Below are 17,006 nucleotides of genomic sequence, written 5' to 3'. Positions count from 1 at the left end.
ACTGCCCCTTGTTTTTTGCAAAATAGTAAAGAGATGAAAAATCTCCAATATTACCAGTGGGGGTATGTTAAATGCAAAAGAAGATTCTATTTGTCCCTTTTGCTGTTGTGATGTCGATGAGTTTAGCTGCCTGTGGTACGAATAACGATGCGAGTGAGACGACAGATGAGAACCGGAATCGGACGGTACCTATGGGTTATTATACGAATGAACAGCATAATCAAAAATCGAAATTTAAGCTATTAAATGATGATGATGGTGCAGTAACAGAGTGGATGGATCATTCTCTAGGAGATGAAACGGATACAACAAGAGATGGGAAATTCAGCAAAACAGATGTCAATTATAATGGCCATATTGAGTATAATCATGTACCGCGGTCTAACTATTATCAATCTTATGAAGGAGAATTAATTGAAAAAGTTATCCATGATGCAGAAGAAGTAGAGCAAGTAAAAGAAGCGAGAGCGGCTGAGCATGACGGGAAGATAGTAATTGCTTTAAGACTAAATAAAGATGCGGATGAAAAGCAAGTTGAACAAGAGGTTTTTTCAAAGGTAAAATCCTTTGTTGGAGAGAGAAAAGTGAGAATTGTTACGAACGAAAGTCAATTCTTTCGCCTAAATACAATTGATAATGATGTAAAAGCAGGTCTCCCAATGGAAAAAATAAATGAGAATATTGATGAAATCTTTTATTCAAAGTAATCAATATAAATGAAGCACGAACAAGTTTGGAAATTAAATTTGTTCGTGCATTTTTTTTGGAGTTAGATGATTTACCTAATGTTTGTTATTTGATTTTAGTCCTATGAATAGGCTCAATCGGGAGTATGCGTATAAGGAAAAAAAAAGTGGAGAAAATATATAGTATTAAGAGGTGGATATACTTGGTGAAGGAGGGGCAATAATGAAGAAATTAAGTGCGATAACCTTAATTATCTTACTCATCACTTTTCCCTTTAGTATTCATAATAGCGTCCAAGCTGTAAGTCGTGGGAATGAAAACCAAACAATAAAAGAAATTAAACCAGAACAAATAGATATTATTTTAGAAAGAGAATATATTGATGGGGAAATTAGTCAGGAACGAGTGCGCGAAACGATATGGTCATTTGAAGATTTATGGGCAAAATACGATGAGTGGCAATTAATGGATATGAAAAAAGGAGAAATGGTTTTTCGTCAACAAGTAAATGATATTTCGCCATTATTAAAGGCAAATGGTTATTTTGGCATTACTGAAGATGGTGTACTCACCATTTTTAATGGAGAACCTAGAAAGGCACAAATTATTCAATCATTCTTTTCTATTGATTTAGGAAAGCTTGAAAGTAAAAAATGCGAGCAGTTGAAACAAGGGATTCCAATTAAGTCAAAGAATGATTACATGGAAGTTTTAAAATCTTTTAGCGGCTATTCTTTATAAATGAACTGTAGCGACCTTTTATAGGTCGCTATTTTAAATGAGTAAAAGTTTATTTTGTCTTGGAGTGAGGAAAATCAAGAATGGTAGCAATTTTAAAAATATAAATAAATGGGCTAAACCGTATACTTACAAGTTGTAATGTAACTTAATTTTTGATAACATACAATTAAGTTACATTAAAATTTCTAGGAGGAAATCCTGTGGAGTTTGTGGATCCGATTAAGGATATAGAAGACATTAACAAAATTAAATCAGAATTAAGATTGCATTCACAAAGGGATGTACTCCTGTTTGTCTTAGGGATTAATACAGGGATAAGAGTGAGTGATTTATTATTTTTAAAGGTTAAAGATTTATGGGAGGAAGAGGGCTTAAAAGAATTTTTATATATTAAGGATGAAAAGAATGGTGATTCTCGTGCATTTTATTTAAATAACAGCATTTTGAAAGAACTAGCTTCTTATATGAAGTTATTTAAATTAAATGACAACGATTATTTATTTAAATCTAAAAAGAACAAACAACCTATTACAAGGCAACAAGCTTACCGTATCATTAACCAAGCGGCAAAAAAGGTTGGTGTACAAGGGAAAATTGGTACGCATACATTAAGAAAAACTTTTGGTTACCATGCCTATCGAAAAGGAATTGCCATTTCCATTCTAATGAACATATACAATCACAATACGCCAGCTGAAACGTTAAGGTATATTGGGATTGATAAATTCGATAAAAAGCTAATAAAAGTAGATGTCAATTTATAAAAAAAACACCTCCATATAATTGGAGGCGTTAAGAGGAAAGAAAGTATTATTTTTCATCTTCCTCGTCAAATTCAGGAGCCATATCAACGTTTTTGAAATCTTTTATGACATCATCTGTACATTCAACCTGCAGTGTTTTTTTATCTTTCATGAACTTAAACACACCATTATTAAAATCGGTACCGAGATCTTTGAAGAATATACCTTCATATTCTACATCATTAGAATATTTGAAAGTGAGTCGATAATGGTCCCCGTCCTTAATTAGATAAGCGCGAACACCTTTTTCAAAATGACCTTCTTCATCTTTTAATGATCGTGATACTGAGATAATATGCAGGTCGACAAAAGGTACTTCTCTTAATAGAGAGTTAATAATAGACCCTTTTGCAATTTGCTCCCAGCGGCTTTGAGCCGTTTGCCCAAGAATGATTTGTGTTATATTTTTTTCGCGAGCGACATCAGCAATAACTTTAGAAACAGGTCTTCTTTCATTATCTTTTAAAATGAAAGCATCAGCACTGTGCATTTCAGCTAATTGCTGCCATTTCGTAATATAATGAGACTTCTCTGCATCCATATCATCAAAAGGCTTAGGGTCAATCGTTAAAATATATAGAGGGCAATCCATCATGTTTGCAATCTTGCATCCACGCTGAATAAGTCTTTCACCATTTGGTCCATAATAGACGCATACTAAAATGCTTTCGTCCATACGTCCTTTAATTTTTTTCATGTTTTGTCACCTCGAAATAGATGTGAAATTCATAAAAATTTACATTTAATATCAATAAACTATGTATGACTATATCCTATGCGAATGAAACAGTCAATTAAAAAATGAAATTTAATGAATTCTGCCATTTTTGAAATGTGGCAAGATAGTTAGAAACATTATTTTCCCCTAATTAAAACATTAATGTAATGGATAAATTAACATAAGACAGAATAAGTATGACACCCCATTTTTAAAAAGCTTTTTTTATTAATATTCACCTATTCACAGTCATTTCAGGAGGAGGGACTACGGTTGACGATATTGCACATCATGATTTTAATTCCATTTGTTTTTGCGATTTTTGTCCCGCTGTTATATAAATACTTCAATAAAAGATTGCATACAGGTTGGTTTGTTATTCTAATTCCTATTATTATATTCGTTTATTTGCTTCAATTAATTCCTAAAATATCCTCAGGAGCAACAATATACGAAACGATACCATGGATCCCCTCGTTTGGTATTAATTTAGATATGTATGTAGATGGATTAAGTTTGATCTTTGGATTACTGATCACGGGTATTGGTGCACTCGTTATTTTATATTCGATTTATTATTTATCAAAAGAAAAGGAAGCACTTCACAATTTTTATGTGTATCTCCTTCTTTTTATGGGAGCGATGCTAGGACTTGTATTCTCAGATAATATACTTGTTCTATATGTTTTCTGGGAATTAACGAGTATCTCATCCTTTTTATTAATTGCCTATTGGTATGAGAGAGAAAAATCCAGATATGGTGCGCAAAAATCAATGTTAATTACGATTTTTGGCGGCTTAGCGATGTTGTCTGGTTTTATTATGCTATCGATGATAACGGACACGTATAGCATTAGAGAAATGTTTGCTATGAGTGAGACAATCATTGCTCATGATTTATTCTTACCAGCAATGATATTAATTTTACTAGGTGCTTTTACAAAATCAGCACAGTTTCCTTTTAGTATTTGGTTACCTGATGCAATGGAGGCGCCTACACCAATTAGTGCTTATTTGCATTCAGCAACAATGGTTAAAGCAGGAATTTATTTAGTTGCAAGATTAACCCCCATATTTGGTGGTACAGCAGAATGGTTTTGGATTATATCAATTGTTGGATTAATTACGCTATTGTATGGTTCATTCAACGCTGTGAAACAAATTGATTTAAAAGGATTACTGGCATATTCCACCATCAGTCAATTGGGAATGATTATGAGCTTGCTTGGAATTGGATCAGCTGCCCTTTATTTCGGTTACGGAAATGAAGCTGCTGTGTATGCAGCGGCGATTACAGCAGCTATTTTTCATATGATTAATCACTCTACATTTAAAGGTGCCTTATTTATGGTAGTGGGCATCGTTGACCATGAAACTGGTACGCGTGATATTAGACGTCTAGGTGGTTTAATGACTGTTATGCCTATCACATTTACAGTTGCCTTAATTGGTTCATTTGCAATGGCAGGTCTACCACCATTTAATGGGTTTTTAAGTAAGGAAATGTTTTTTGCATCTGTTGTTAAAGTAACGGAAATGGATGTATTTAATATGGAAACATTAGGTATACTGTTTCCAATTATCGCTTGGGTTGCGAGTGTTTTTACCTTTATATACAGTATGATTCTTGTCTTTAAGACATTTAGAGGGAAATATAAACCAGATCGATTAGAGAAGAAGGCGCATGAAGCACCAATAGGCATGCTTATTTCACCTATTATCCTTGCGTCATTGGTTATTGTTATTTTCTTCTTTCCTAATGTGATTGCTGATTTATTATTAGTTCCTGCCGTATCAGCGATTCTTCCTTCTTTAATAGAAGAAGGTGTACTGAATATCCATATTTCAGCTTGGCATGGATTTTCAGCCGAATTATATATGACAATTGGCGTCGTTGTTGTAGGAACAATCATGTATCTAATGTTGAAAAAGTGGACCAAAGTTTATCGTCTATATCCACAAAATTTAACCATTAATGCACTATACAATAATAGTTTGGAAACATCGCAAAGAATAGCAGCAAGTGTGACAAATAAATATATGACGGGGTACACGCGTGATTATCTTGCTTATATATTTACATTCTTCGTGTTATTAATTGGTGGTACATTAATCATTACTAATTCTATTACGATTGATTTGACCAATGATGCCCCTGTGAACATTTTTGAGTTAGCCATTATGTTCTCCATGCTAGTAGCTGCATTTACAATACTATTAGCGAAATCAAGGTTGACTGCTATTATCTCACTAGGTGTTTTAGGTTATTTAGTATCCTTGTTCTTCGTCATTTTTAGAGCACCAGATTTAGCTTTAACTCAACTAGTAGTAGAAACGGTCACTACAGCCTTATTCTTGCTTTGCTTTTTTCATTTACCAAAATTCAAAGAGCAAACGCAAAAGCATAAAAAAGGTGTTCCATTTAAGCCATTGAATTTAATTATATCGATTGCGGTTGGTGCAGTGGTAACAGTGTTCGCGTTTTCGGCAAATGGTACACAAATATTTGAACCGATAGCAAGTTATTATGAGGATTCATATGAATTAGCAGGAGCGAAGAATATCGTAAATGCGATATTAGTTGATTTCAGGGGTATTGATACGATGTTAGAAATCTTTGTGCTATGTATTACAGCATTAAGTGTATATACACTGATTAAATTACGATTTTCAAGGAGGGAGAAATAATGAAAAAGCCTAATGATATTATTTTAAGGGCTGTAACGAATGTAGCAGTAGTCATTATTCTTACCTTTGCTGTTTACTTGTTTTTTGCTGGACATCACAATCCAGGAGGCGGATTTATTGGAGGGCTAGCTTTCGCAGCAGCTCTCACGCTCTTGTTTTTAACATATGATATTGATTCAATTAGAGTTAACTTTCCGTTTGACTTTAAAGTTTTAACAGCTGTTGGTGTGCTTATAGCGGTATTTACTGGAGTGGGAGGAATCTTATTTGATCAGCCGTTCCTATTCCAAGCTTTTGATTATTTCGACTTACCAATATTCGGGAAAACCGAATTAGCGACTGCTGTGCTCTTTGATGTAGGTGTAGCTTTAGCTGTTATTGGAACAGCAATGGTTATTATTATGACAATTAGTGAGGATCGATAATATGGAAACTTTAATGTCGATCTTAATTGGTGTTTTATTTACAATCGGTACGTATTTAATATTAACGAAGAGCTTGATAAGAATTATTTTAGGAACTTCAATTATTAGTCATGGTGTTCATTTGCTTATTCTTACGATGGGGGGCTTAAAAAGTGGAGGTCCGCCTTTATTGGGGATAGATACAACAACCTTTACGGATGCGCTTCCTCAAGCTCTTATTTTAACTGCTATAGTTATCAATTTCGCAACGACAGCCTTGTTTCTCGTGTTAAGTTACCGAGCCTATCAAGAGCTGGGGACGGATAACACTGCAGAAATGAGAGGTGACGAGAATGAATAACTTAGTCATTATGCCGATCATTGTACCTCTTATTATTGGTTTAGTGATGGTCATATTTAGACAGAAAATACTTTTCCATAAGATTTTAAGTGTGTTTACGCTAATAGCTACGGGAGTTATTTCAGGATTTTTGATTTACCAGGTGAAATATAATGGTATTCAAACATTACAATTAGGTGGTTGGGAAGCGCCTTTTGGTGTCAGTATGGTAGCGGATATGTTTTCGGGACTACTTTTATTGACAACAAGTATTGTTGGTCTACTTTGTCTTATCTTTGCTTTTGGTTCCATTGGTGAGGATCGAGAAAGGCATTACTTTTATCCCCTGTTCCTATTCTTAATTACAGGAGTAAATGGTTCTTTTCTCACAGGTGATGTTTTTAACTTATTCGTGTGTTTTGAAGTAATGTTAATCTCCTCCTATGCATTAATCACGTTAGGTGGAGAGAAGAAGCAATTAAGAGAGTCAATCAAATATGTGTTAATCAACCTACTAGCATCTTTCCTATTTTTAGCAGCTGTTGCGTATTTATATTCAGTAACAGGGACGATTAATATGGCACATTTAGCAGAACGTGTAGGAGAAGTAGGGCAGAGTGGGATTATTACTGCAGTGGCAATGATGTTTTTATTTGTCTTTAGTTTAAAGGCGGGTTTATTCTTATTCTTTTGGTTACCGGGATCTTATAGTGCACCTCCAACAGCTGTAGCGGCAATCTTTGCAGCGCTACTTACGAAAGTAGGAATATACGCGATCTTTAGATTCTTTACTTTGATTTTTTATCATCAACCTGAGGTTACACATTTAATTATTGGTATTATGGCTGCTATTACTATGCTGCTCGGTGCAATTGGTGCCATTGCCTTTAATGATATTAAAAAGATTTTAACATATAATGTCATAGTTGGTGTTGGATTTATATTAGCAGGCTTAGCTACGTATACACATGAAGGATTAACTGGTTCAATCTATTATTTAATACACGATATGGTGATTAAAGCAGTTATTTTCCTTATCGGCGGTGTGATTATTGCTCTTGTAGGTACAAGCAAACTGAATGATATTAGTGGTCTAATTAAGACACACCCTTACCTAGGATGGATGTTCTTTATTGTTGCTCTTTCAATAGCGGGTATTCCTCCATTAAGCGGTTTTATCGGCAAAGTATATATAACAGAAGGAACCTTTGCAGTTGGCTATTACTGGCTAGGGGCAATTGGGTTAATAACGAGTTTAATGGTGCTCTTTTCTGTCATGAAGATATTTATGAACAGCTTTTGGGGAGAAACGATTCTATCAGAAGATATGGAAAAGAGCAGCACGAAAGGTGTCATGTTTCCAATAGTAACACTCGTTTTGTTAACAGTTGGACTTGGATTAGGCGCAGAGGGATTATATGATTACGTGAATATAGCTGTTGAATCTTTAATGAATCCTTCTTCTTATATTGAAGCCGTTTTACTAGGGTATAGCGATTAATATCATTCTAATAGAAAGGGCGGTGAGCGAGCATGGCTATGCAAGTACTAGTCAATTTATTCATTGCTGCGTTATGGATGTTTTTGCAGGATGAATGGAGTTTTTTATCTTTTTTTAGTGGTTATATTGTAGGGATATTTATTTTATTTTTAATAAGAAGATTTTTTGATGATAATTTTTATATCGTTACTTTTATGAACATCCTTAGTCTTTTGTTAGTGTTTATTCATGAGCTATTTACATCTAGTATGGAAGTTGTGAAACAAGTAATTAAACCAAAACTAGATATTAGGCCAGGCATTTTTACATTGGAGACAGAATTAGAAGGTGATATCGAATTAGCATTGCTTTCTTTTCTCCTTTGTTTAACACCAGGTTCGGTAGTGGTTGAGGTAGGAAATGATAACAAAACGTTTTATGTTCATGGACTTGATATCCCAACTTCGAGTGAATCGCTATTAAAGTCCAAGGTTCGATTCGAAAAGTCTATTAAGAGGGTGACAGGAAGATGATTGAGAGTTTATTAGTAGTTGCATTATGTTTTCTTGTCCTATCTATTTTAGCAGCAGTATATCGGCTTATTAAGGGTCCGTCTATTCCGGATCGCGTGCAGGCACTTGATAATATAGGAGTAAATATTATTGCGGCGATAGCGATCATTTCTATATTCATGCGGACGAGTGCGTTCTTTTCAGTCATGTTATTACTGGGAATTTTATCGTTTATTGGTACGATAGCCTTTGCGCGTTTTCTAGAGAGGGGGAAAGTCATTGAATCTGACCGTAACAAGTGAGTTAGGAGCAGGGATTCTCATTATTATAGGGACATTGTTTAGTTTTCTTAGTGCAATCGGTATTTTGCGTTTACCAGATGTATATACAAGGTCTCATGCAGCTTCAAAGAGTTCGACGATTGGTGTGTTATTTACGCTTGTAGGTACTTTAATCTTTTTTCTTGTTCATGAAGGTGTCTTTAGTATTCGATTAATATTAGTCATTTTCTTTGTTTTTTTAACTGCACCTGTATCAGCGCATCTCATCTCACGCTCCGCTTATCGCTCAAAAGTTCCAATGGCTGATGTCACTGTTCAAGATGAGTTAAAGAAAGTATTGGTAGGGAAAGATCGGGAAGGAGACCAGTCTTAATGGCTGGTTTTTTCTTTTATTCCCTAAGCGGCGATAATCTTGCAAACGTGTGCAATTAATTTGCAATGGTTAGTCCACTATTCTCAGTGGTCTGCAGGTGAAAGGAATGATAGTCGTAGCGTAAATAGATATCCTTTTTTCTTCAAGGCGATTTTGTAGTATAATGGTGGGAGGTATGCAAAAGAGGGAGAGAATAAATTTTGTTTGAATATATTATTGGTCGTGTTGACTTCATCGGGCCAGAATACATTGTAGTTGAGAATAATGGGATTGGGTACCAAGTAATTACACCAAACCCATTTAGATATACGACCGATCAAGAAGTGAAAATTTATACATATCATCATGTCAGAGAAGATATTGAATCACTATATGGTTTTACATCACGACAGGAAAAAGCTTTATTCATGAAATTGCTCAATGTAACTGGTATTGGTCCAAAAGGAGCACTGGCAGTTCTTGCTACAGGTCAGCCAGAAGCGGTTGTTCATGCAATTGAGCATGAAGATGAGGCATTTCTTGTGAAGTTCCCAGGTGTAGGTAAAAAAACGGCTAGGCAGATGATTCTTGATTTAAAAGGGAAACTAGTTGATATTGTACCAGACTTGTTACCGAACTTATTTACAGAAGAGAAACAAATAAAAAGTAATCGAAACCATGAATTAGATGAAGCTCTTCTGGCGTTAAAAGCACTAGGCTATTCTGATAAAGAATTAAAGAAAATAACGAAAGATTTAAGTGCTGAAACATTAACTACCGATCAGTATATTAAATTGGCTTTGCAAAAGCTGCTTAAGTAAGAAAGAAGGCAAGGCATGGAAGGATGGTTAACAAATGGATGAGCGTATTATATCAGGAGAAGCGGATCATCAGGATACCTCATTTGAATATAGCTTACGTCCACAAACCTTAGCACAGTATATCGGCCAAGATCAGGTAAAGGAGAATTTGCGCATCTTCATAGAAGCAGCGAAAATGCGTAATGAAACCTTGGATCATGTTCTTCTTTACGGACCACCAGGCCTAGGAAAAACTACTTTAGCAACGATTATTAGTAATGAGATGGGCGTTAATATTCGGACAACAGCAGGGCCAGCCATTGAACGGCCTGGTGATTTAGCGGCTGTCTTGACTTCACTTGAGCCTGGTGATGTATTATTTATAGATGAGATTCATCGTTTGCCAAGGGCAATAGAAGAAGTATTATACCCGGCAATGGAGGATTTTTGTCTTGATATCGTGATTGGAAAAGGCCCAAGTGCTCGTTCTGTCAGACTGGATCTTCCCCCTTTTACTTTAGTTGGTGCTACAACGAGAGCAGGCTCTTTATCTGCACCTTTAAGGGATAGGTTCGGGGTTATGAGTAGACTGGAATATTATAATGAGGGACAACTAAAGGAAATCGTTGTAAGAACAGCGGCGATTCTCGATACAGAAATAGACGAAGAAGCGGCAGATGAGATTGCTCGACGCTCAAGAGGAACCCCTCGTATTGCAAACCGATTGCTTCGTAGAGTTAGGGATTATGCTCAAGTGCGAGGGGATGGTGCAGTAAACCAACAGTTTGCAAACGAGGCATTAGAGATGTTACAGGTCGATAGATTAGGCTTAGATCATATTGATCATAAGTTACTTAGGGGCATGATTGAGCGCTTTCGCGGTGGTCCAGTAGGATTAGATACAATTGCTGCAACCATTGGAGAAGAAGCACATACGATAGAAGATGTGTACGAACCCTATTTATTACAAATTGGTTTTTTACAAAGGACACCAAGGGGCAGAATTGCGACACAGCTTGTTTATCAACATTTTCAAATGGAGGTGCCATCCAATTGCCAAAATGGTTCATGATTATTGGTGGTCTTCTATTTGTTATTGGTTTTCTTATGCATTTTTTCAATTTAGGAAAGCTCCCTGGAGATATTGTATTTAGAAAAGGGAATACAACTGTTTATTTCCCAATTGTAACGTCAATTATTATTAGTGTGATACTTTCCTTAATTGTCTATTTTATTGGGAAGTCACGTTAAATTATTCAAAAGTTGGAGACGAGACAAAATGAAAGTAGATTTATTTGATTTTAATTTACCAGAAGAGTTAATTGCGCAAACACCGCTTAAAGACAGAACAAGTAGCCGATTAATGGTATTAGATAAGGAGACGGGAGCGGTCCGTCATGACGTGTTTAAACATATTTTAGAATATTTACAGCCAGGTGATGCACTAGTATTGAATGATACAAGAGTATTGCCAGCACGACTTTTTGGAATGAAAGAAGAAACGGGAGCAAAATTAGAAGTGTTACTGTTGAAACAGCTTGAAAATGATCAATGGGAAACACTTGTAAAGCCAGCGAAACGGGTGAAAGTAGGGACAGAAATTATCTTTGGCGATGGTCAGCTGAAAGCGGTATGCCTTGAAGAGAGTGACCATGGTGGACGTGTTCTCAAGTTCAAATATGAAGGGATTTTTTACGAGGTATTAGAGCAATTAGGTGAAATGCCATTGCCACCCTATATTAAAGAACAACTAGAGGATCGAGATCGTTATCAAACGGTTTATGCAAAGGAGAATGGCTCTGCTGCAGCACCTACAGCTGGTTTACATTTTACTGAAGAACTATTAGAAGAAATAAAAGCGCGTGGAATTGAGATTCTTTTCATTACCCTTCATGTGGGTTTAGGTACGTTCAGACCAGTAAATGTAGATGACATCGATCATCATGAAATGCACGCCGAGTTCTATCAAATGACAAAAGAAACAGCTCAAACGTTGAACCGAATTCGGGAAAGTGGTCATAAAATCATCAGTGTTGGTACAACTTCAACAAGAACACTTGAAACAATTGCTACTGCTTTTAACGGACGTTTTGAAGAGTCAAGTGGTTGGACTGATATCTTTATCTTCCCTGGGTATGAATTTAAGGCGATTGATGGCATGATCACGAATTTTCACTTACCAAAATCAACGTTGATTATGCTTATTAGTGCATTGGCTGGTCGTGAGCATGTGCTTGAAGCATATAAGCAAGCAGTAGAAGAAAGGTATCGTTTCTTTAGTTTTGGAGATGCAATGTTTATTAAATAAAAGAGTTTGATATGGAAAAGGAGTTACGTCATGACAGCTATACGTTATGAATTGATAAAAACATGTAAACAAACAGGTGCGAGACTTGGACGTGTTCACACACCTCACGGCTCATTTGAAACACCTGTTTTCATGCCAGTAGGTACGCTAGCGACGGTGAAAACAATGTCACCGGAAGATCTAGTGAATATGGGGGCAGGAATAATTTTAAGTAATACGTATCATCTATGGTTACGACCTGGACATGAGTTGATAAAGGAAGCGGGAGGCTTACATGAATTCATGAATTGGGATCGTGCTATTTTAACTGATTCCGGTGGATTCCAAGTATTTAGTCTCAGTGATTTTAGAAAGATTGAAGAAGAGGGTGTCCATTTCCGTAATCATTTGAATGGAGATAAACTATTTCTTTCACCTGAAAAGGCCATGCAAATACAAAACGCACTGGGCTCAGATATTATGATGGCATTTGATGAATGTCCACCTTTCCCAGCTACACATGAATATATGAAAAAATCTGTTGAGCGAACATCTAGGTGGGCCGAGAGATGTTTAGAAGCACATGAACGACCAAACGACCAAGGTTTATTTGGTATTGTTCAAGGTGGCGAATATAATGATTTACGTGCTCAAAGTGCGAAAGACCTTGTTTCACTTGATTTTCCTGGCTATGCAATAGGGGGGTTATCAGTTGGGGAACCAAAGGATATAATGAATAGAGTGTTGGAAGAAACAACACCACTTCTGCCCAATCATAAGCCTCGTTATTTAATGGGTGTCGGTTCACCGGATTCCTTAATTGATGGTGCGATTCGTGGGGTAGATATGTTTGATTGTGTATTACCAACAAGGATTGCAAGAAATGGCACGTTAATGACTAGCGAAGGAAGATTAGTTGTTAAAAATGCGAAGTATGCACGTGACTTTGGTCCACTAGATGAGAATTGCGATTGCTATACTTGTCGAAATTATAGTCGTGCCTATATAAGACACTTAATAAAATGTGACGAAACTTTCGGAATAAGGCTTACAACTTATCATAACCTTTATTTTCTGTTAAAATTAATGGAAAAGGTCAGAGAGGCAATCAGAGAGGATCGTCTAGGTGACTTTAGAGAAGAATTTTTCGAGAAATATGGTTTTAATAAGCCGAACGCGAAAAACTTCTAATACTTGAAAGGAGGGGAAAAGAGAATATGGATATTTTAGCTACTATTGGGCCGTTAGTCATTATGTTTGTGCTGTTTTATTTCCTTTTAATCAGACCACAACAAAAACGTCAAAAAGCGGTTAATCAAATGCAGAATAGTCTGAAAAAAGGCGATAAAGTAGTTACAATCGGTGGTTTACATGGTTTTGTAGATGCAATCGATGAGGACAAAGTCGTTATCAAGTGTGGCGATGGAAGCCGTCTTACATACGACCGTCAAGCGATTCGTGAAGTAACTGAATCAGCTCCCGGTACCGTTTAAGAATGAAAAAGCTGTTTGAAGTAGTTTCTCTACTTCAAACAGCTTTTTTCATTTTCACTTAACTCCTATTTTGATTTTGAACTCATGTTTACACCTAAAATACCACCCATCATTGCAATGAGAATATAGCAAATAAAGTATACGATTTGTTGAGGATTAAATAGTTTATCAAAACCGAGATATTGGAATAAAAAAATAATGATTGTATAAATCGCACCAGTTATCCCGCCGAGCATCCATCCCCTTTGTTTTCCTTTCCCACCTGAAATGAAACCTCCAGTAAAGAGGGCAATAAAAGAAATGGCTGTCATTACATATTGAACAGAAGACTCTTGTAAGGAAGTAAACCTCAATATAAGAGCGAAAATAAAACTACTAACAATTGCCAATGTGAAAATGGCTATAAGGCCATGTAAAACGGAAGTCCCTAATGCCTTCGATTCTTCGATTGGAAACCTCCCCTTTCTCTTTTGATAAAATTCCTTTGTACAAGCATATTCTTCGGATGGCAAAATAGAAGCAAAATCATAAAATATTTCTTACTCTATTTGATTAAATTGAGAAGTCCTGTACAAGCTAATCTTTAAAGAGGTGGCTATGTTGGAAGAATATTTTATTGTTATATTTCGAACGATTTTACTATATGTTTTAATGACTATCATCTATCGTATCATGGGGAAAAGGGAAATTGGTGAGCTTAGTATACTTGATTTAGTCATTTCGATAATGATTGCTGAGTTGGCAGTTGTTGCGATTGAGAAGAGTGACGAGAAATTATTTAGGAATATTCTTCCTATGCTTATTCTGATGGTTGTACAGATTATTTCCGCCTATTGGTCCTTAAAAAGTAAGAAAATGAGGGATCTTGTTGATGGAAAACCAGTCATTTTAATTAATAAAGGGAAGATTGATGAGAAAGCGATGAAAAAACTGCGCTACAATTTAGATGATCTCCTTATGCAACTACGTGAAAAAGATATTTCACTTATATCTGATGTCGAATATGCAATACTAGAGGTATCCGGGAGCTTGTCTGTGATTGAAAAGAGCAATCAGTCATCACAAGCGGACCTTACCCCAACATTTACCCTTCCTCTTGTCATGGACGGGAGAATAAATAGTGAAAACTTAGCATTAATCAATAAGGATGAAGAATGGTTGAAGAAAGAATTAAAGGAAAAAGGGGTTCATGATATTTCAAGGGTGTCCTTATGTAGTTTTGAAAATAATACATTTTATATTGATTTAATTGATGAGAAATAGAAAAGATGTTCATGGGTAGAAAAAACTGAGTGTGTAAATCTAGTCACTCAGTTTTTTATATGAAGGCTATCTAAACATAAATTTCGCTAAAAACTGACCGACTCCCGGAAGTCCTTGTACATCACCTTTTCTAATGAGCTTTGTGAAAATCATGATGATTAGATAGAGTAAACTCATAATCATTGCCCCACATAGGATAGTAGGTACGATGGTGAAATTTAGGTACTTAATTGTAATATATCCGATATAACCGGTTAGGAGCATAGCGCCCGATGTGATTAAGTATTCACGCATATGAATGGTATAAGAAATGGCTTTTAACAAAGTGGCGAAATGCAGTAGAGTAACTAATACAAAGCCGACAATTAACCCGAGCGCTACTCCTGTAATACCAAAGGCAGGCTGGCTTCCAAGAATAAAGATAACCGCAATTTTAGCAACCGCACCAATCAGGCTATTGATCATGGCAGCACGTGCTAAATCTAGGGCTTGTAGCGCAGACTGCAGTGGCTGTTGGAAATAGTAGAATAGGAAAAGAGGCGCCATTAATTTTAGGAAGTCGGTACCTGTTGTCGAACCATACATGACAGTCATTAATGGTTCAGCCAGAATATAAATAACTACAACTGAAAGACCACCTGTGGTTAAAGAAATCCTTAATGCTTGCTGCAGACGATATTCAATTAAATGAAAGTTATTTACTGCTTTCGCTTCGCTAATGGCAGGTACGAGTGAGGTGGAGAGCGCCATATTAATGAATGATGGTAGCATTAACAAAGGAAGAGCAAATCCGGTTAAGGCACCATATCCTTCTGTAGCAGCAATAGTAGAAACACCAGCTATAGCAAGACTATAAGTTACAACAATTGGCTCTAAAAACCAAGCGACAGAACCGATCATTCTACTTCCAGTCGTAGGTAATGCCACTTCCATAAGTTGTTTAAACGTATCCTTGCCCTTACGGATATGTTGGAAAAATTGTCTTCGTACCTTAAACTTCTTTTTTAATTTAAATGATGCTAGTAAATAAATGAGTGACGCTAATTCGCCAATTACGGATGCAAGCATAGCTCCCGCTGCAGCATATTCAATCCCGTATGGCAAAAATGCTTTAGTTAGTGCAGCAATTAATGTGATTCTTACAACTTGTTCAATAAGTTGTGAATAAGCGGCCGGCTTCATATTTTGCTTACCTTGGAAATATCCGCGTATGACAGAAGAGACGGCAATAATCGGCACAACAGGTGCGATAGCTAATAATGGATATAGCGTCCTGTTATCTGTTAATAAATGCTCTGAAAGATAGGGAGTTAATAAAATTAAAGCTGGTGTAAATAAGATCGATAATGATAATGTACTAGCTAATGAAACAATGAGGATTTTTTTTGTTTTTTCCGTATCTCCTCTTGCTTCCGCTTCCGCCACATTTTTTGAAATTGCTACGGGTAAACCAAGCTGTGTAATTGTTACGACTAGAATAAATGTAGGAAAAGCCATCATATAAAGACCGACACCTTCAGCTCCAATGAACCTTGCGATGACAATCCGATTAATAAACCCGAGTACTCTAGTTACAAGTCCAGCAAATAAGAGAATAATCGTTCCTTGAATAAATTTCGACATTGTACACCCTGCCTTCTCAAATGAAAGGTATTCATATACAATTAATCTATATGCAAGAAGATGGACAAAGCATGACAAGCTTTCGTAATTAAAGTGAGTTATATTTAAAAAAAGGAGAGTTGAATTTGAAAATGCATGCCTATGATATTTTTTTCGAAGAGGTAGAACCTGCAATTGATGTAAAAATCGATGAGTTTCGCTTTCTTGGATATGAACATGTGACAAGAGCGCAATTATGGGAATACTTAAAGAAGAAAAAGTGGAAAACACCTAAATCAACGATACGATTATTTGAAATTGTGGAAGATGTTTTAGGGATAAAAGTTGGAGAATTTATTAACTATACAACTGTTGAAGCTTATATGGACACAGAATTTTCTCTGGAAAATGCTGAGGAAATGAAGGAATTACTAAAATAGAACGAGTTAGTTATCCATCACTTAGTACTCTAGTCATAAACGTTTATCTCAACAACTATGTTGATAAAATTGACAGTCCCTTCCTCTTGTTTCATAATAATAATATTGCGCTTGA

General features: G+C 36.0%; 21 protein-coding genes. 18 read left to right on the top strand and 3 right to left on the bottom strand.

Annotated features, from left to right (window positions below):
- Positions 1-71: 71 nt before the first annotated feature.
- From MHI57_RS08145 to MHI57_RS08135, 3 genes are all read left to right on the top strand, one after another.
- Positions 72-707 carry a YhcN/YlaJ family sporulation lipoprotein gene (locus tag MHI57_RS08145; protein WP_095372422.1) on the top strand — a complete coding sequence of 212 codons (636 nt, stop codon included), beginning with the start codon at positions 72-74 and terminating at the stop codon, positions 705-707.
- A 202-nt stretch (positions 708-909) separates the two neighbouring features.
- Entirely contained in the window at positions 910-1,428 is a 519-nt protein-coding gene (locus tag MHI57_RS08140) for an intercompartmental signaling factor BofC (RefSeq protein WP_095372423.1), read from the top strand.
- Positions 1,429-1,628: 200 nt separating this feature from the next.
- On the top strand, positions 1,629-2,192 hold the full coding sequence (locus MHI57_RS08135; protein WP_095372424.1) for a tyrosine-type recombinase/integrase: 564 nt from the start codon (positions 1,629-1,631) through the stop codon (positions 2,190-2,192).
- 46 nt (positions 2,193-2,238) lie between these two features.
- Here the strand turns inward: MHI57_RS08135 and MHI57_RS08130 are convergent, their stop codons facing one another.
- Positions 2,239-2,928, bottom strand: a complete 690-nt coding sequence (locus tag MHI57_RS08130) for a universal stress protein (protein WP_095372425.1) — start codon at positions 2,926-2,928, stop codon at positions 2,239-2,241.
- A gap of 294 nt (positions 2,929-3,222) precedes the next feature.
- Between MHI57_RS08130 and MHI57_RS08125 the strand changes: the two genes are divergently transcribed.
- The 13 genes from MHI57_RS08125 to yajC all read left to right on the top strand — a co-directional run bounded on the left by MHI57_RS08125 (position 3,223) and on the right by yajC (position 13,586).
- A complete protein-coding gene (locus MHI57_RS08125; RefSeq protein WP_157733924.1) occupies positions 3,223-5,637 on the top strand; it encodes a Na+/H+ antiporter subunit A in 2,415 nt (804 codons plus the stop codon).
- Complete coding sequence (locus MHI57_RS08120; RefSeq protein ID WP_095372426.1) at positions 5,637-6,062, top strand: Na(+)/H(+) antiporter subunit B; 426 nt, start codon at positions 5,637-5,639, stop codon at positions 6,060-6,062. The genes MHI57_RS08125 and MHI57_RS08120 overlap by 1 nt, the downstream gene beginning before the upstream one ends.
- Position 6,063: 1 nt before the next feature.
- Positions 6,064-6,402 carry a Na(+)/H(+) antiporter subunit C gene (locus MHI57_RS08115; RefSeq protein ID WP_095372427.1) on the top strand — a complete coding sequence of 113 codons (339 nt, stop codon included), beginning with the start codon at positions 6,064-6,066 and terminating at the stop codon, positions 6,400-6,402.
- Complete coding sequence (locus MHI57_RS08110) at positions 6,395-7,882, top strand: Na+/H+ antiporter subunit D (RefSeq protein WP_095372428.1); 1,488 nt, start codon at positions 6,395-6,397, stop codon at positions 7,880-7,882. Before MHI57_RS08115 ends, MHI57_RS08110 begins: the two co-directional genes overlap by 8 nt.
- Positions 7,883-7,914: 32 nt before the next feature.
- Positions 7,915-8,394 carry a Na+/H+ antiporter subunit E gene (locus tag MHI57_RS08105; protein ID WP_095372429.1) on the top strand — a complete coding sequence of 160 codons (480 nt, stop codon included), beginning with the start codon at positions 7,915-7,917 and terminating at the stop codon, positions 8,392-8,394.
- Entirely contained in the window at positions 8,391-8,675 is a 285-nt protein-coding gene (locus MHI57_RS08100; RefSeq protein WP_095372430.1) for a Na(+)/H(+) antiporter subunit F1, read from the top strand. The genes MHI57_RS08105 and MHI57_RS08100 overlap by 4 nt, the downstream gene beginning before the upstream one ends.
- Positions 8,653-9,027 carry a monovalent cation/H(+) antiporter subunit G gene (mnhG, locus tag MHI57_RS08095; protein WP_095372431.1) on the top strand — a complete coding sequence of 125 codons (375 nt, stop codon included), beginning with the start codon at positions 8,653-8,655 and terminating at the stop codon, positions 9,025-9,027. Before MHI57_RS08100 ends, mnhG begins: the two co-directional genes overlap by 23 nt.
- A 200-nt stretch (positions 9,028-9,227) precedes the next feature.
- Entirely contained in the window at positions 9,228-9,827 is a 600-nt protein-coding gene (ruvA, locus tag MHI57_RS08090) for a Holliday junction branch migration protein RuvA (RefSeq protein ID WP_095372432.1), read from the top strand.
- 34 nt (positions 9,828-9,861) lie between these two features.
- Entirely contained in the window at positions 9,862-10,878 is a 1,017-nt protein-coding gene (gene ruvB, locus MHI57_RS08085) for a Holliday junction branch migration DNA helicase RuvB (protein WP_095372433.1), read from the top strand.
- Complete coding sequence (locus MHI57_RS08080) at positions 10,875-11,057, top strand: DUF2905 domain-containing protein (RefSeq protein ID WP_095373638.1); 183 nt, start codon at positions 10,875-10,877, stop codon at positions 11,055-11,057. The genes ruvB and MHI57_RS08080 overlap by 4 nt, the downstream gene beginning before the upstream one ends.
- 28 nt (positions 11,058-11,085) lie before the next feature.
- The gene (gene queA, locus MHI57_RS08075; protein ID WP_307312771.1) at positions 11,086-12,114 is read left to right on the top strand and encodes a tRNA preQ1(34) S-adenosylmethionine ribosyltransferase-isomerase QueA; all 1,029 of its coding nucleotides are present in this window, start codon (positions 11,086-11,088) and stop codon (positions 12,112-12,114) included.
- Positions 12,115-12,144: 30 nt separating this feature from the next.
- Positions 12,145-13,284, top strand: a complete 1,140-nt coding sequence (tgt, locus tag MHI57_RS08070) for a tRNA guanosine(34) transglycosylase Tgt (protein WP_095372434.1) — start codon at positions 12,145-12,147, stop codon at positions 13,282-13,284.
- 26 nt (positions 13,285-13,310) lie between these two features.
- Positions 13,311-13,586 carry a preprotein translocase subunit YajC gene (yajC, locus tag MHI57_RS08065; protein ID WP_095372435.1) on the top strand — a complete coding sequence of 92 codons (276 nt, stop codon included), beginning with the start codon at positions 13,311-13,313 and terminating at the stop codon, positions 13,584-13,586.
- 65 nt (positions 13,587-13,651) lie between these two features.
- On the opposite strand, the gene MHI57_RS08060 is transcribed toward yajC, so the two are convergent.
- On the bottom strand, positions 13,652-14,098 hold the full coding sequence (locus MHI57_RS08060; RefSeq protein ID WP_307312773.1) for a TIGR04086 family membrane protein: 447 nt from the start codon (positions 14,096-14,098) through the stop codon (positions 13,652-13,654).
- Positions 14,099-14,186: 88 nt separating this feature from the next.
- On the opposite strand from MHI57_RS08060, the gene MHI57_RS08055 reads away from it, so the two are divergent.
- On the top strand, positions 14,187-14,849 hold the full coding sequence (locus MHI57_RS08055) for a DUF421 domain-containing protein (protein WP_095372436.1): 663 nt from the start codon (positions 14,187-14,189) through the stop codon (positions 14,847-14,849).
- 66 nt (positions 14,850-14,915) lie between these two features.
- Here MHI57_RS08055 and spoVB read toward each other — a convergent pair whose 3' ends face one another.
- Entirely contained in the window at positions 14,916-16,472 is a 1,557-nt protein-coding gene (gene spoVB / locus MHI57_RS08050) for a stage V sporulation protein B (protein ID WP_095372437.1), read from the bottom strand.
- Between the two features lie 131 nt (positions 16,473-16,603).
- Between spoVB and MHI57_RS08045 the strand changes: the two genes are divergently transcribed.
- The gene (locus MHI57_RS08045) at positions 16,604-16,891 is read left to right on the top strand and encodes a post-transcriptional regulator (RefSeq protein ID WP_233435379.1); all 288 of its coding nucleotides are present in this window, start codon (positions 16,604-16,606) and stop codon (positions 16,889-16,891) included.
- The last annotated feature ends 115 nt before the right edge of the window (positions 16,892-17,006 follow it).

Source organism: Cytobacillus sp. FSL K6-0129, from assembly GCF_038007625.1.
Taxonomy (GTDB): Bacteria; Bacillota; Bacilli; order Bacillales; family Cytobacillaceae; genus Cytobacillus; species Cytobacillus kochii.
Note: the sequence above shows the minus strand (reverse complement) of the source record. Positions and strands in the feature narration are given on the sequence as shown.